Source organism: Streptomyces sp. NPDC051555, from assembly GCF_044454405.1.
Lineage (GTDB): Bacteria > Actinomycetota > Actinomycetes > Streptomycetales > Streptomycetaceae > Streptomyces.
Genome location: NZ_JBITDP010000018.1, coordinates 117,095 through 132,635 on the forward strand (window position 1 = coordinate 117,095; position 15,541 = coordinate 132,635).

Below are 15,541 nucleotides of genomic sequence, written 5' to 3' on the forward strand. Positions count from 1 at the left end.
GCGGCCAGGTGGTCAGGAGTCCTGGCGGAAGCGGTGGATGGCCGTGTCGTAGCGAGGAGCCGCGAAGCGCTCCTCGGTGATCGCGTCCGGGAGGAGGCGCGGCCCAGGATGACCCCGTCGATGATCGTGGCGGTGACGCAGACCGGGGCGCCGGAGGAGGTGGTCCTGATGTACCGGCCGTGGGCCGAACCGTGGAGCAGCAGTTGGTCGTCGACGCGCGTGTGCAAGGTCGGGATGACGACCGGGCCCTCGTCCGTGGTGAAACCGATGTGGACGTAGAGGGCCTCGTCCAGGATCGCGTAGGCGTCGTCCCGGTCGTAGGTGACCCGCTCCGGGTACCGCTGCGCCGTCGTGCGTGAGGTGGGTGCCATGGCGGTCACTGTAAGGGCGCTTTTTATGGCATTTACGGCGAAACGCTGCCAGTTCCCCAGCCCCGTCCACGTCGGGCGTCGGGCGTCAGCCGCGCTTGCGGGTGTTGCGGACTCTGCGGGGGAAGGGCCCTCGCCTTCGGCCCCCGACACGGCACCGCCGCGGCGGGTTCGGCGGGAACGGCGGGTTCTTGTCCGGTGCGGGGCTGCTCGGAGGACGCCCCGGTGGAGGCGACGACGCAGGACGGGCCGGCGGCCGACGGGCCGAAATCGTCATGCCGTCCACCGTAGCGAGCACCAGGACCGGACCCACCCGAAACCGCCGAAGCCCGTCCGGCAGGCACCCGCGGAAGCACGGCCCCGGACGGTCCTTCAGACGTGCTCGCCGGAGTCCTGGTGGAGTTGGGCGGTGAACTGGGCACCGGCCAGGAGGGCGAGGTTGGACAGCCAGAGCCAGATCAGGAAGACGACGATCCCGGCCAGGGATCCGTACAGGTGGTTGTAGGTGGAGACCAGGGAGGTGTAGAGGGCGAAACCAGCGGAGACGACCAGCCACAGGGTCGCGGCCAACGCCCCGCCGGGCAGGCTGTGGTGGCGGGTGCGGGACGACGGCGGCCCGGTGTGGAAGACGACGAGCACCAAGAGGGTGACCAGGGTCAGCAGGAGGGGCCAGCGGGCGAGGCCCCAGACGAACGGAACGCTGCCGTCGAGGTGGAGCAGGTGGCCCAGGGCTTTGGCGACGGGACCGCTGACGATCAGGATGAGGGCGCACACGCCGAGCAGCAGGAGCAGGGACAGCGCGGTGGCGACGATGCGGTGGGCCTTGCGCCAGGGTGAACGGCGGTCCGGAACGCGGTGCATGTGGTGCAGCGCGCGGCGGAAGACGGCCAGATAGCTGCAGGAGGACCAGACCGCACTGACTGCCCCACCGACGAGCAGGGTCCACGCGGCCGATCGCCCGTCGAGCGTGCGGGTGAGGAGGTCGTGCAGTTCGGTCCCGGACTGTCCGGGGGCGTAGTGGGTGACGCGCGCGATCAGTTGTTCCGCGGTCCCGGGGTCGATGAGGCCGAAGGCGAGAACGGTGACGAGCAGGGTCGGCAGGATCGCCAGGATGGCGTAGTAGGTGAGGGCTGCCGCGTAGTCGCTGATGTCGTCGCGCCACATGGTGAGCGGGGTACGGCGCAGGGCTGCCCACCAGGTCCGGGTGGTGCTGGGAGCAGCGGTGGCGGCGCGGTCGGGGGTGAGGGGGCCGGCGTCAGCGGACACGCGGTATCCGGTGGCTGCGGTGGCTCATGTGCACTCGGGTCTCGATCTCGTACGGGGCGGTCGCTGCTTCCGCCTCGGCCGCGAGGGCCGTGAGCGGCGCGATGACGATGTCGGGGGCGGTGTGCGGATCAAGCCACACGTGCAGGTGCAAGCTTAGGCGCCGACGCCGCCGTCGTGCGTGGATGCGGGTGCGGGTGCGGCAGCGGTCGATGACGGCGATGGCGGTGGCCCGGTCGGTGAGCGCCTCTTCCAGCGCGCGCGCGTGCGCAGCACCACTCCGGCGGCGGCCAGGGACAGGCGGGGGCTGCGGCGCCCGTCGATCCGGGGCAGGGTCAGGGTCAGGGTCAGGGCCAGGACCACGAGCAGCGGGGTGGACAGGACTCCGACCGCGATGACGGCGGGGGGCCACCAGGTGTGGGCGCGCAGGTCCGCCAGGGCGGCCCGGTCCAGGAAGGGGGCGCCGGTGGGTCGGCGCCGGCCATCCGGCGGGGAGTCGGCCGGTGACCGACGCAAGGGTGTGGGAGGCCCTCATGCGCTCGGGCCCTCCCGATGAAGGCTCTGCTCATCTCATCCTTCCTCGCATTCCTCCGATGGTGCGGGCCGGTCCGTCGCTCCGGCAGGATCCGAAAGAGACGGCCTACGCCACGCGGGACTCGGCGGATGCCTCGACGTCCTCGTCCTCGGGGAGGTGGATGGACGTCGTTGAACGGAATCTCCCGGGCCCCTTCGGGGACACGGGAAGCGTCGCCGAGGGAACCAACTGCTGGATGGTCATGGAAACGGCTCTTCTCTCAGGGCGATGTGCGTACACAGGGATGGACACGGACGAACGCCTTCTGTGACGCGCCTTCCCCGAAAGGCTTCGGTGACACGGGGTCGTGGTGCCCGATCGCGGCCGTCCGGGACGCGGAGCCGGCCGCCGGCCCTGCCACGAACGAACCAAGGACCGTTTCGCGAACAGTGCGCGCGGGGAACCGGTGTACCCAGTCAACCCGGTCCACAGGACGCCCCAGTCCACAGGACACCTATGCGCTGCCACGGAGGACGCGGAAGATGACGCAGGGGAATGTCGTACCGAACGGTGATCGAGCGTTGCAGGACCTCGTGTCGGCCGTGTCCAAGGGAGCTCCGGAATTCCGCGAGTGCCCGTATCCGGTCTACGCCGCTCTGCGCGCGCAGGACCCGGTGTGCCGGCTGACGCCCGCGCACGGGGTGGAGACCTATCTCATCACCCGTTACGACGATGCTCGTGACGCCCTGTCGGACCCCCGCTTCAGCAAGAACATGAGGGGGGCCATCGACACCTACCACGCGGTGTTCGGCAGCTTCTTCGACGCGCTGGACGACAACATCCTCTTCGCGGACCCGCCGGAGCACACGCGGCTGCGCCGCGTCCTGCGGCGCGCCTTCACCCCCGGGCGGGTGGAGGCCATGCGGCCGAGGATCACGGAGATCACCGAGGAGCTCCTGCGGGAATGCCGCAAGAGCAACCGGGTGGACCTCATGTCCGCCCTGGCGTTCCCCCTTCCCGTCGCGGTGCTGTGCGAGCTGATGGGCATCCGGGAAGCCGACCGTCCGGACATCCTGGAACAGTTCGGTGTGGTGACGCGGTCCCGGTTCAACCCCGCGTTGAAGGCAGAGCTGAAGGCAGCCGAGGAGTGGCTGCAAAGGCGCTTGGGCGAGCTCGTGTCCCACGCGCGGCTCCATCCGTCCGACGGCTTCCTCAGCGACCTCATCACCGCGGAGGACGGGCTCGACGACGCGGAACTGGTCGCGTCGATGTGGGTCCTGTTCTTCGCGGGTCACAAGACCACGGCGTTCCAGATCGGCAACTCCATCCTCGGCCTGCTGGCCCACCCGGATCAGCTGGACCTGCTCCGCCGGGATCCGTCGCTGATCCCCGACGCCGTCGAGGAGCTCGTACGGTTCGACGGATCGGTGGAGACCTCGACCTTCCGGTACGCCACCGAGGACGCGGACATCGCGGGAACCGTGATCCCCCGGGGAGCCCTCGTCCAGATCGCCCTGAACTCGGCCAACCGCGACCACGAGAGGTTCGAGTCGGCCGACGTCCTGGACGTGACGCGCGTGGGGATCCGGGGAACGCAGCTCGGTTTCGGGCACGGAACGCACTACTGCCTGGGAGCCCCCTTGGCGCGACTCGAACTCGAAATCGCGCTCGCCTGCCTGCTCCGGGAGTTCCCGGAGATGGAGCTGGCGGAGGGTGAGGAGAGCGGGGGCGCGTGGCTCAAGGGCCCCGTCGCGGCGTTCCGGGGGCTCGAACGGCTCCAGGTCGTCCTGGAGCCGGAGCGGCCGGCCGGAGATCTCGCGATGGCGCCGACGGCCACCGCCAAGTAGCCGAACCCGAGACCCGAAGGGCGTTGGACTGCCATGCACGAGAGCGGGAACCCATCGGGGCCGCACATGAAGGACCACCCGGGGATGCCCGTCGAGGGCACCGGTGCGCAGGTGCGCGCAGCCGTGGGCGCGGCGCCCCACGGCCCGGTGCGGGAACACGGGATCCAGCCGAAGATCGACATGCACCACCACTTCTGCGCGCCGGAATGGCGCGAGTGGGCCGAACAGCACGAGCTGATCGCACCGGGGCAGCTGCCCCGATGGGCGTACCTCGGTGCCGAGGACGCGATCGACTTCATGGACCGCGCGGGGATCGGGACGGCCGTGCTCAAGCCCATGCTGCCGGCGCGCTACCGTTCGTCGGCGCAATTGCGCGAGGCCATCACCATCACCTTGCGTTCGGTGATGGAGGTGGTGCGGGCGCACCCCGCCAGGTTCGCCTTCTACGTCCCGCTGTTCCTGGACGACCTCGAAGCCTCCTCGTGGGCCGTACGCCGCGGACTCGGCCAACTCGGCGCCGTCGGCGTGAACGTGACGGCCAACTACGGGGGCGTGTACCTCGGTGATCCCGCCTACGACCCGATCTTCGCCGAGCTGAACGAGTTCTCGGCGGTGGTGGACACCCATCCGCACCATCTGCCGGGCGGCCGGCCCGGCCGGATGACGGTTCCGGGCATCCCCGACTTCCTGTGCGACTTCCTTCTCGACACCACGCGCGCCGCCGTCAACATGATCAGCAAGAAGACCCTGGACCGCTTCCCCGACCTCTCCGTGATCCTGCCGCACGCCGGCGGGTTCCTCCCGTACATCGCCCCTCGACTGGAGGCGCTCGGACGGTTCTGCGATCCCCCGGTCGACCCGGCATCCGTGCGCCATCACCTGCGCCGCTTCTACTACGACACGGCGGGGCCCATGGCTCCGGCCGCGACCCTCCTCGCCCATGTGCCCGCCGACCACATCCTCTTCGGCACCGACTGGCCGGCCGCGCCGGAGGACACGGTCATGGACCTGGCGCTCCCCGCTCTGGAGGCGGACCCGGCCTTCACTCCCGAGCAGTTGGGCGGGATCTACCGCGAGAACGCCCTGCGTTTGATGCCGCAGTTGGCAACGGTCTGACCGGCTGCCGGTCGGCGTGCCGACCGGCAGGCCCCGGACCAGGTCCCGGGCCGCGTTGCGAACCGAACCCCGCGCCTCGAACGGGCGCGGGGTTCGGCATGTACGGGCGGCGTCCACGGACCGGTCAGCGCGGCCCGCCCGGCGTGGGACCGGGGCCGGCCGGGCCGGGGCCCGCCTGATCGGGGCGGCCGGGGAGGAGAAGGGAGCCGAGGGCCGCGCAAGCGGTGAAAAGGGCCGCGACGAGGAAGGCGTGCCCGTAGCCGGCAGTGAGGGCCTGCGCCCCCGGGCTGGAGCTGCCCCCCGCGGTGCGTGAGGCGATGGTGGCGAGGATCGCGAGGCCGAGCGCGCCGCCGACCTGGCGGGACGTGTTGACCAGCCCGGAGGCCAGTCCGGCTTCGCGCCGGTCCACGCCGGCGGTGGCCGCGGCGGTGACCGGCAGCATCGCCAGTCCCAGACCGAGGGCGCAGAGCACGAAGGGCGCGGCCACGCCGGTGGCGAAGGAGCCGCCCACGGTGATGCCCGACAGCCACAGGAAGCCGAAAGTGCTCAGGCCCATGCCGGTGACCAGCAAGGGCCGCGGGCCGGTGCGCCGGACGAGGTGGGTGGAGATGCGGGCGCCGATCACGACCGCGAGACAGCTGGGCAGGAAGTACAGGCCCGTCCTCAGGGCGCTACAGCCGAGCACCTGCTGCATGTAGAGGGAGAGCAGGAACCACATCGCGAACATCGCGGAGCCCAGACCGATCATGACCAGGTTGGCGATGGCCAAGGTACGACGGCGCAGCACGGCGAGGGGGACCAGCGGGGCGGCGACCTTCGACTCGACGACCACGAACACGGCCAGGAGCGCGATACCGACGGCGAGGGCGGCCCAGACGTGGGGGGAGGTCCAGGACGAGCTCGCCGTGGAGATGATCCCGTAGACCAGGGCGGTCAGACCGACCGTGACCGACAGCGCGCCGGGCAGGTCCAAGCGGCCCAGGCCGCCACGGCCTCCGTGCCCGGCGGGCGCTGCGGGTCCGGCGGGTCCGGCGGGTCCGGCGGATGCGCCGGATGCGGAGGCCGTGGCGGATGCGGCAGGCACGGCGGGCGCGTGGAGGAGCGCCGCGGTCAGGATCGCGATCCCGATGGGAATGTTGACGTAGAAGACCCAGCGCCAGCTGCTGTACTCGGTCAGGAGCCCGCCGATCACCGAACCGGCGGCGCCGCCGACGCCGTTGACCGAGCTCCAGGCGCCCATCGCGCGGGCGCGGGCACGGGGTTCGGTGAAGGTGGTCATGATCAGCGTCAGGGTGGCGGGGGCGAGGACCGCGCCCCCGATGCCCTGGACCGCTCGGGCCGCGATCAGCGTCGCACCGTTGTCGGCCAGCCCGCAGGCGAGCGACGCGGCGGTGAAGGTGGAGAGGCCCGCCAGGAAGGTACGGCGGGCGCCGACCAGGTCGGCGGCGCGGCCGCCCAGGAGCAGCAGCCCGGCGAAGGCCAGGGTGTAGGCGTTGACGATCCACTGTTGCCCGGCCGCGCTCAGGCCGAGGGACGCCTTCATGTCGGGGAGTGCCATGTTCACGATCGCGACGTCCAGCACGACCATGAACTGGGCCGAACAGGCGATCAGCAGGACCATCCCCGTCCACGCGGCTCCGCGCGTGGGCGGTGGGGGTTCGGTCCTGAGTTCGGGCGGAGCGTTCGACATGGGGGTCCTCAGGGGCAGGGGACGGATTCGGATTCGGATTCGGATCGAGTACGAAATCCATGAGATCCCTGCCCCTGTGCACGACCGCCGTCACGGGTGGGCGGGCAACCGGGTGATGGTCCCGGGAGGGGCCGCGCGGCCCCGGAAGCGGCGGTGGGTCGTGGTCATCGGTGGGGTAGGGCGGCCAGCCATTGGTGGACGGTGCGGGCGGTGGAGCGCGCGTGGCTCTCCAGGAGCGTGAAGTGGTCGCCCGGGACGGTGGCTTCGGTGTGGGGCAGCGTCCATGCGGGGGCCGGTGCCGTGCCGGGGAGTGCTTCCCCGGCACGGACGAAGAGGGTCGGGGCCGCTGGCCGCGAGGGGCGCCAGCCGGAGAACAGGGCGAAGTACGCGGCCATGGCCGTGAGGCGGTCGGGGTCGGTGGAGGCGAACTCGGCGGCCCGGCGGAGCATGTCGGACGTCATCGCGGAGAGGGCTTCGTCGGCGTCGGCGCGAGCGGCGGGATAGGTGTCCAGCAGGACGACGGCGGCCGGGGCCTCCCCCTCCGTCGCCAACCGTTCCGCCACCGCCTGGGCTGCCCAGCCACCCGCGGATCGTCCGAGGAGGGCGAACGGCTCGCCGTCCGCGGCGGCCCGGACGGCCGCGGCCTGGGCCGTGACGAAGGCGTCCAGTGTGGCCGGCAGTCGCTCCGGTCGCCGGAAACCGGGATGCGGCAGGGCCGTGACCGGTCGCAGTCCGTGCAGGCCCCGGGCGAGCCGGGCGTACTCCTGCGGTCCGGAGAGCGCGCTCAGCGCCGGGAAGCAGAGCACCGGCAGTCCCGTTCCGCCGAGGGCGAGCGGATCGGCCGGCGGCGCGGCCGTCGGCGCCTCGGCGCGGTCGAAGGCCGGGCGCAGACGCGCGGTGATCGTCAGCAACCCCATCGCGTCCATGGTCCGTCCCCGTGCGCAGGCGGCGCGGAAGAGGCCGCCCAGGGAATCCGGGAGCTGCTCCTCGGACGCCGGCCCGCCGCCCGCGGGGGCAGCGGCGGCGTGCGGATCCGTGGTCCGGGTCTGCTCGGGGGGCGGTGGGGCGTATCGCTGCGCCAGGTGGGTGGCGACCGCCCGGGGGCTCGGGAAGTCGAACAGCAGCGTGGCCGGGAGCGAGGTCCCGGTCGCGGTGGCGAGGCGATTGCGCAGCTCGACCGCGGCCAGGGAATCGAGCCCCCGGTCCGCCAACAGGTCGTCCGGGTCGATCGCCCCGTCCTCCTCCGTGTGGCCGAGCACCTCGGCCGCCAGGGCCTGGACCTCGCCGAGCAACAGGGCGACGCGCTGCTGCGGCGGCGCGTCGGCGAGACGGCGGATCAGGGCGGAGGGTGGCGCGGTGGACCCGTCGACCTGACCGTTCCGGACGGCCGTGCCGGTGGGTGGGGTGGGCAGGGGGTGGGGGGTGCGTGGGGTATCGGGCGTGCCCGGGCGGGCGGCGGCCACGCGTCCCGGATCGAGGCGGGCCGCCACCGGAGCCGGGTCGGCGCCGCGAACGGCCTGGTCGAAGAGGGCGAGGCCCTCCTGCGGTGCGAGCGGGGCGAATCCGGCACGGGCCATCCGCGACAGGTCCCGTTCCGTCAGGTGCGCCATCATGCCGCCGCTCTGCCGCCAGGGGCCCCAGGCGATCGAGGTGCCCGCCAGGGCGAGCCCGCTCCGGTGCCGGGCCAGGGCGTCCAGGACGCAGTTGGCCGCCGCGTAGCCGGCCTGCCCGGCGGAACCGAGGGCGCCGGCCACCGAGGAGAAGAGGACGAACAGCGCGAGATCGCAGTCCGCGGTCAACTCGTGCAGCGCGAGGGCGGCGTCCGCTTTGGGCCGCAGCACGCGGTCGAGCCGTTCGCCGTCGAACGCCACGACGATGCCGTCGTCCAGGACGCCCGCGGTGTGCACCACCCCGGTCAACGGGTGCGCCGCCGGTACCTCGTCGAGCAGGGCGGCCAGCGCCCGCCGGTCGGCGACGTCACACGCCCGCACCGTCACCCGAGCGCCCCGGGCGGTCAGTTCGTCACACAGCTCCGCCATCCCAGGTGCCTCGGAGCCGCGCCGGGCGGCGAGCAGCAGATGGCGGACGCCGTGCGCGGCGACCAGGTGACGCGCCGTCAACATCCCGAGCGAGCCGCTCGCGCCGGTGACCAGGACGGTGCCCTGCGGGTCGAGGCGCCGTCCGGGTTCCGCTTCGGCCGCCGCCGCGGGCGCGCGGACGAGTCGCGGGAGGTGGGGCACCCCCCGACGCACGACGGTCTCGGGCTCCGCGCCCGACAACAGTGCGGGCAGCGCGGCCGCGGAGCGTGGGTCGTCGTCCAGGTCGATCAGGGCGAAACGGCCGGGGTTCTCGCGTTGCGCCGAGCGGACCAGTCCCCACACCGCGGCCTGGGCGAGGCCTCGCGCGCCCGCTTCGGTGCCGGTGTCCGATTCCGGCTCCGTGGTGCGCGGGTCGACGGCGCCGGTGGTGACGAGGACCAGGCGGGCGTCGGCCAGGCGGGGCTCCATCAGCCAGGCCCGCACCAGCGCCAGGGCCCATCGGGCCGTTCGGTGCACCTGCCCGGCCGGGCCGGGGTCACCGTCCCCGTGGGTGGCGGCGCCGGGCGCGGGGCAGGGGGCGACGACGACCGTCGGTGCGTCCGCGACCGCCGCCGCCAGGTCGGGGTACACGGGGACGCCGGAGCCCGCGGGAGCCAGGGCGCGCCCCGGCCCGGAGTCGGTCAGCAGGCCCCACGTGGGCACCGGAGCGTCCGCCGGAGGCGGCCCAGGTGCCCAGCTCGTCCGGAAGAGCGCGGCGGCAGGCGGTTCGACCGTGGCGGGATCGGTGGGCGACGGGGACGAGAGGGACGAGGGCCGCAGGTCGAGTCGGTGGATCGTCGCGACGGGCGCTCCCGAATCGTCGGTCAGCTCCAGCCCGATCCGACCGTCCGCCGCCGCCCCTTCGGGTCGGGCCGGGCCCGGTGCTGCGGGCGACACGAGGCGCACCCGCAGCCGCCGGGCACCCGTGGCGTGCAGGCGCACCCCGGTGAAGGAGAACGGCAAGGCGATCGTTTCCGCGCGCGCTTCGTGTCGGGGAGGCTCCTCGCCCTCCCCCGGTGCCCGGTCCTGCGCCGGGAGGAGGGCGGCGAGCGCGACGGTGTGCAGCGCGGCGTCGAGCAGTGCGGGATGCAGCGCGAATTCCGTCGCGGCCGCGGACGCGCCCGACGCGGGGACGTCGGCGGTCTCGGGCAGGGCCACTTCCGCGTACACCTGCGCACCGATCCTCCACGCGGCGCGCAGCCCCTGGAAGGCGGGCCCGTAGTGGAGTCCGGAGCGGGACAGTCGCGCGTACACCCCTGCGGCCGGCCGCGTCCCCGAAGCGCCGTCGAGGTCGATCGGGACCGCGCCCGGCGGAGGCCAGGGACGGTCCCCCGCTGGCGTGCTGGACCCTGCCGGGGCCGGGTTCGGGTCCGGGTCCCCTCGCGGTACGAGCGTCCCCGTGGCGTGCCGGCACCAGGGGCCCGTGGCCGCCGTGGCGCCGTGGGGGCGGGCGTGGACGGTGACGGCCCGTCGGCCCGCGGCGTCCGCGCCCGCCACCTTCACCTGGAGCTCGACGCCGCCGTCCGCGGGCAGCGGCAGGGGCGCGGTCAGGGTGAGTTCGTCGAGGACCGCCGCGCCGGCCCGCGTGCCCGCGTACAGGGCCATCTCCACGAAGGCGGCCCCGGGCAGCAGGACGGCGCCGGCCACCACGTGGTCGGCCAGCCAGGGGTGGTCGCGGAGGGAGATGAGCCCTTCCAGCAGCAGGCCGTCGTCTTCCGCCGTGGCCGTCAGGGAGCGGAGGAACGACCTGGCCGGGCCGGCCTGCTCGGGGGCCGGGCGGTGCGGCGGATCGGCGTCCAGCCAGAACCGGCGGCGCTGGAACGCGTACGTGGGCAGCACGGTGCGTCGTGCGCCGCGCCCGGTGAAGGCGGCTCGCCAGTCGACCGGAACGCCGTCCGCGTGGAGCGCGGCCACGGTATCGAGCAGTGCGCCCGCTTCCGGTCGGTTGCCGCGCAGTGTGGGGAGGACAAGCGGAGCCGGGGTTCGGGGCGTTTGCGGGGTCTGCTGCGGATCGGGCTCCGGATCGGGCTGCGGTGCGGTGAGGCCGGTGCGCGCCAGGGCGCTGAGTACGCCGTCCGGGCCGAGCTCCACGAACCGGGACGCCCCGCGCTCGCGGAGGTGTGCCAGGGAGTCGGCGAAGCGGACAGGTCGGCGCACGTGGTTCACCCAGAACTCCGGTGTGCGCAGCTCCTCGTCGGTGGCTGCGCGACCCGATACCGCGCTCACCAGGGGGAGTTCGGGGGCGGCGAAGGACAGTCGACCCACTACCTCGGCGAACTCCGCCAGCATGGGCGTCATATGGGCCGAGTGGAAGGCATGGCTCACGCGCAGCGGCGTCGCGGACCGGCCGAGGGCGCGGAATCGGGCGACGGTCTCGCCCACCGCGTCCGCGTCCCCGGAAACGACCACCGAGGCGGGCCCGTTCACGGCGGCGATCTCCACTGCCCCCGCCATCTGGGCCAGATGATCGGCGACCTCCTTCTCACCGGCCGCCACGGCGGCCATGGCGCCGCCCGGCAGCGCGTCCATCAGCCGGCCCCGGGCCGCCACCAGGGCACAGGCGTCGGCGAGGGACAGCACACCGGCGGCGTGTGCCGCGGCCACCTCGCCGATCGAGTGCCCGGCCACCAGGTCGGGGCGCACGCCCCAGGATTCCAGCAGCCGGAACAGGGCCGTCTCCAGGGCGAAGAGCGCCGGTTGGGCGAACCGGGTCGTCCGCAGGAGGTCGCCGTCGCTCCTGCGGGACGGGGTCCCGGCGGCGGCGAACACCACGTCGCGCAGGGGGGTCGGCAGCAGCGGGTCGAACAGCGCACAGCACTCGTCGAAGGACCGCGCGAAGGCGGGGTGCGTCGACCGGCGTTCGTACAGCTCCCTTCCCATCCCGAGGCGCTGGCTGCCCTGTCCGGCGAAGAGGACGGCCAGGGAGCCCCGCGTGCGGGTGGCGCTGGTGTGCACGCCCGGTCGGCTCCTGCCCTCGGCCAGCGCCCGCAGCGAGGCGAGCAGCTCCGCCCGGTCCTGTGCCACCACCACGGCCCGGTGCTCGAAGGTCGAACGGGTGGTGGCGAGGGAATACCCGACGTCGGCCTGCGCCGCGTCCGGGGAGGCTTCCAGGTGGTCGAGCAGACGCCCGGCCTGGTCGCGCAGCCCCGGCACGTTCCTGGCCGACAGTACGAACGGCAGGGGCGCTGGCGACGCTCCGGTCGGGGCGGGGGCGGGAGAGGTGGCGGGAGCGGGTTCGGGTACGGGGGGTTCGTTCCGCGGACGGTCCTCGGGCGGGGCCTCTTCGAGGACGACGTGCGCGTTGGTCCCGCTGATGCCGAAGGAGGAGACGCCGGCCCGGCGCGGGCGGTCCGCCGCGGGCCACGGCACTGCCGTCGTCAGCAGGGCCACCCGCCCCGACGGCCAGTCCACGGCGGGGTTCGGCTCGTCGGCGTGCAGGGTGCGCGGCAGCACGCCGTGCGCCATCGCCTGCACCGTCTTGATCACGCCGGCCACTCCGGCGGCGGCCTGGGTGTGGCCGATGTTCGACTTCACCGAGCCGAGCCAGAGCGGGCGTTGCCGCGGCTCCCGTCCGTAGACGGCCAGGAACGCCTCCGCCTCGATGACGTCGCCGAGCCGGGTACCGGTGCCGTGCGCCTCGACCGCGTCGACGTCCGCGGGTGTCAGCCCGGCGTCGGCCAGGGCCTGGCGGATCACGCGTTGCTGGGCCGGGCCGTGCGGAGCGGTCAGCCCGTTGCTCGCGCCGTCCTGGTTCACCGCCGAGCCGCGGACCACGGCCAAGGCCGTGAGCCCCCTACGGCGTGCCTCGGACAGGCGGCTGAGCAGGAGCATCCCGGCGCCCTCGCCCCAGCCGGTACCGTCGGCGGCCGCCCCGAAGGCCTTGCAGCGGCCGTCCGGGGAGAGCGCCCGCTGCCGGCTGAACTCCACGAAGGACGCGGGTGTGGACATGACCGTCACCCCGCCGACCAGGGCGAGGTCGCATTCGCCCCGGCCCAGTGCCCGGGCCGCCAGGTGCAGGGCGACCAAGGACGAGGAGCAGGCGGTGTCCACGCTGATGGCCGGCCCTTCCAGGCCGAGGGTGTACGCGATGCGGCCGGAGGCGACGCTGCCGGCGTTGCCGATGCCGAGGTAGCCCTCCACCTGCGGGGGCGTCACCGCGAAACGTCCCGCGTAGTCGCTGTACATCAGCCCGGCGTACACCCCGGTCGCCGATCCGTGCAGGGCCTTGGGGTCCACCCCGGCACGTTCGACGGCTTCCCAGGCCACTTCCAGCAGCAGCCGGTGCTGCGGGTCCATCGCCAGCGCCTCGCGGGGCGAGATGCCGAAGAATCCGGGGTCGAAGCGGCCGGCGCCCGCGAGGAAACCGCCCTCGCGCACGTACGTGCGCCCGGGGCGGCCGGGATCGGGATCGTAGAGCCCGTCGGTGTCCCAGCCCCGGTCGACGGGGAACGGGCCGATGGCGTCCGTGCCGTCGGCCACCAGCCGCCACAGCTCCTCAGGGGTGCTCACCCCACCGGGGTAGCGGCAGGCCATGCCCACGATGACGACCGGATCGTCGCGCTCGTCGCGCCCGTCGGCGCCGACGTTCCCGGGGCGTCCCGGGCCCGGACGTGGGCACGGCGCCGGTGCCGTGGCGGCCCGCTCGGCGTCGACGAGCGATCCGAGGTGGGCGGCGAGTGCGGCGGCCGTCGGGAAGTCGAAGGCGACGGCCGCCGAGAGCCTGAGCCCGGTGGCCGCGGCCAGTCGCTCCCTCAGCACTGTCGCGGTCAACGAGTCCATGCCCAGGTCCCGCAGCGCCGTCACCGGCTCCACGGCCTCGGGCGCGCAGCCCAGGACATCGGCCGCCGCGCGCACCACCAGGGCCAGTACGTCCGGCGTGTACAGCGCTCCCCGTGTGTCCGTGGCGTCCGACTCCCTTGCCCCGGCCGTGCGTTCGGTCGGCGCTCCGTCCAGGAGTCGCGCGGTCAGGTCGGCGAGCGCGTTCCTGCGTACCTTCCCGGAAGCGGTACGGGGGACCTCCTCCACCTCGTACAACTCGGCGGGGACCTTGAAGGCGGACAGCTCCCGGCGGCACGCGGCCAGGATGGCGGCGCGATCGAACCCGTCGCCGGGCCGCAGGCCCGGCTCGCGGACGACGTAGCCGACCGGTACCTCGCCGAAGGCGGGGTGCGGGCGACCGACGACGGCGGCGTCCGCGACCCCGGGCAGTCGCCGCAGGACCGCCTCCACCTCCGAGGGGTGGACGTTCACCCCACCCCGGATGATCAGGTCGCCGGCCCGACCGGTGATCACGAGTTCCCCGCGGGCATCGACCCGGGCGAGGTCGCCGGTACGGAACCACCCGTCGCGCAGCACCTCGGCGGTGGCGCCCGGCCTGCCGTGGTACCCGGCCATCACCCCGGGCCCGCACACCCACAACTCGCCCTCGCCCACGTGCTGTCCGTCCGCGTCACCACCGACCCGGACCCGGGTTCCGGGCAGGATCCGGCCGCACGACTCGGCCGACACGGGGTCGCCCGGCGCCGCCATGGTGACCGGGCCCGCCTCCGTACTGCCGTAGTGCTCCAGGTAGGGGACGCCGCAGATCTCCTCGAACGAGCGGCGGAACGCGGCCCCCGCCGAGGCCCCGCCGCTGATGCACCCGCGCAGGGAGCTCGTGCCCAGGGGGCTCGTGGCCTCGGCGCTCGTGTCCTCGGCGCTCGTGCCTGGGGCGGCGCCGCCGCGCACCTCGTCGAGCAGGGCGGAGTACGTGGTCGGCACCCCGCCGAGGAGGGTGTACGGGGCGTCCGTACGGCGCAGTTCGGCGAGTACCGCCGCGACCGCGAACCGGGGCTGGATCATGGCGCTCGCCCCGATCGCGGTCACTCCCACCACGCAGACCACGTGGCTCATGGCGTGGTGCAGCGGCAGCGGCCACAGCAGCCGGTCCTGCGGGGACATGCCGAGGACGCCGACGAGTCCGGCGGCCACCGGGGCGAGCCGGTTGCGCTGGGTGAGCAGGACGCCCTTGGGGGCCCCGGAGGAGCCGGAGGTGTAGAGCAGCCACGCCACCTCGTCCAGGCCGAGGTCATCCGGTGCCGGAGTCGCCGGATCGGTTCCCACCAGGTCTTCGTAGCGCAGCTCGACGTGGTCCGGGTGGCCCCGCTCCGGAACGACGGCCTCGTCGTCCGGTGGGTCGGCGACGAGCACGGTCAGACCGGGGCGCGACGCCAGCAGCGGAAGCAGCCGGGTGAGCAGGGCGCCATCGGTGATGATCACGCGGGCGCCGCTGTCGTCCAGCAGGTGGGTCAGCTCCGGCACGGAGCCGGCGGGGTCCAGCGGCACGCCGACCGCGCCGGCCCGGGTGATGGCCAGCAGGCTCTCGACCGCCTCGACCCGGTTGCCGAGCAGGATCGCCGCCCGCTCTCCGCGCGCCAGGCCGAGTCCGACCAGATGACCCGCCAGGCGCCCGGTCCTCCGTTCCAGATCACGGTAGGTCAGCCGGGTACGGGGGTCCTCGAAGGCGACCTTCTCCCCCATGCTCCGCGCGTGCTCGCGCAGCAGCACCGGGATCGGCCTGACGATGTCCGCACCCGTTCCCGCCGCACCTGTCGTACCCGCTGCACCCGTCGTACCCGTCGTAGCCACGTGACCCTTCACCTGCTCGAAACCCCCGCAGTGGACTC

General features: G+C 73.7%; 7 protein-coding genes and 1 pseudogene. 2 read left to right on the forward strand and 6 right to left on the reverse strand.

What is annotated here, in order from left to right; all coding sequences use genetic code 11:
• Positions 1 to 155: 155 nt before the first annotated feature.
• From ACIBEA_RS30965 to ACIBEA_RS30980, 4 genes and pseudogenes are all read right to left on the reverse strand, one after another.
• Positions 156 to 371, reverse strand: a pseudogene (locus ACIBEA_RS30965) (pyridoxamine 5'-phosphate oxidase family protein); the annotation flags it as partial.
• Between the two features lie 369 nt (positions 372 to 740).
• Positions 741 to 1,634, reverse strand: coding sequence for a YihY/virulence factor BrkB family protein (locus tag ACIBEA_RS30970; protein ID WP_399266498.1), 894 nt, complete (start codon positions 1,632 to 1,634; stop codon positions 741 to 743).
• Complete coding sequence (locus tag ACIBEA_RS30975) at positions 1,624 to 1,785, reverse strand: hypothetical protein (protein WP_399266499.1); 162 nt, start codon at positions 1,783 to 1,785, stop codon at positions 1,624 to 1,626. Before ACIBEA_RS30975 ends, ACIBEA_RS30970 begins: the two co-directional genes overlap by 11 nt.
• Positions 1,786 to 1,787: 2 nt before the next feature.
• A complete protein-coding gene (locus ACIBEA_RS30980) occupies positions 1,788 to 2,147 on the reverse strand; it encodes a hypothetical protein (RefSeq protein WP_399266500.1) in 360 nt (119 codons plus the stop codon).
• 540 nt (positions 2,148 to 2,687) lie between these two features.
• Here ACIBEA_RS30980 and ACIBEA_RS30985 point away from each other — a divergent pair.
• A complete protein-coding gene (locus ACIBEA_RS30985; RefSeq protein ID WP_399266501.1) occupies positions 2,688 to 3,992 on the forward strand; it encodes a cytochrome P450 in 1,305 nt (434 codons plus the stop codon).
• A gap of 66 nt (positions 3,993 to 4,058) precedes the next feature.
• Entirely contained in the window at positions 4,059 to 5,108 is a 1,050-nt protein-coding gene (locus ACIBEA_RS30990; RefSeq protein WP_399266502.1) for an amidohydrolase family protein, read from the forward strand.
• 124 nt (positions 5,109 to 5,232) lie between these two features.
• On the opposite strand, the gene ACIBEA_RS30995 is transcribed toward ACIBEA_RS30990, so the two are convergent.
• Positions 5,233 to 6,798 carry an MFS transporter gene (locus ACIBEA_RS30995; RefSeq protein ID WP_399266503.1) on the reverse strand — a complete coding sequence of 522 codons (1,566 nt, stop codon included), beginning with the start codon at positions 6,796 to 6,798 and terminating at the stop codon, positions 5,233 to 5,235.
• Between the two features lie 164 nt (positions 6,799 to 6,962).
• Entirely contained in the window at positions 6,963 to 15,503 is an 8,541-nt protein-coding gene (locus tag ACIBEA_RS31000; RefSeq protein ID WP_399266504.1) for a type I polyketide synthase, read from the reverse strand.
• Between the last annotated feature and the right edge of the window lie 38 nt (positions 15,504 to 15,541).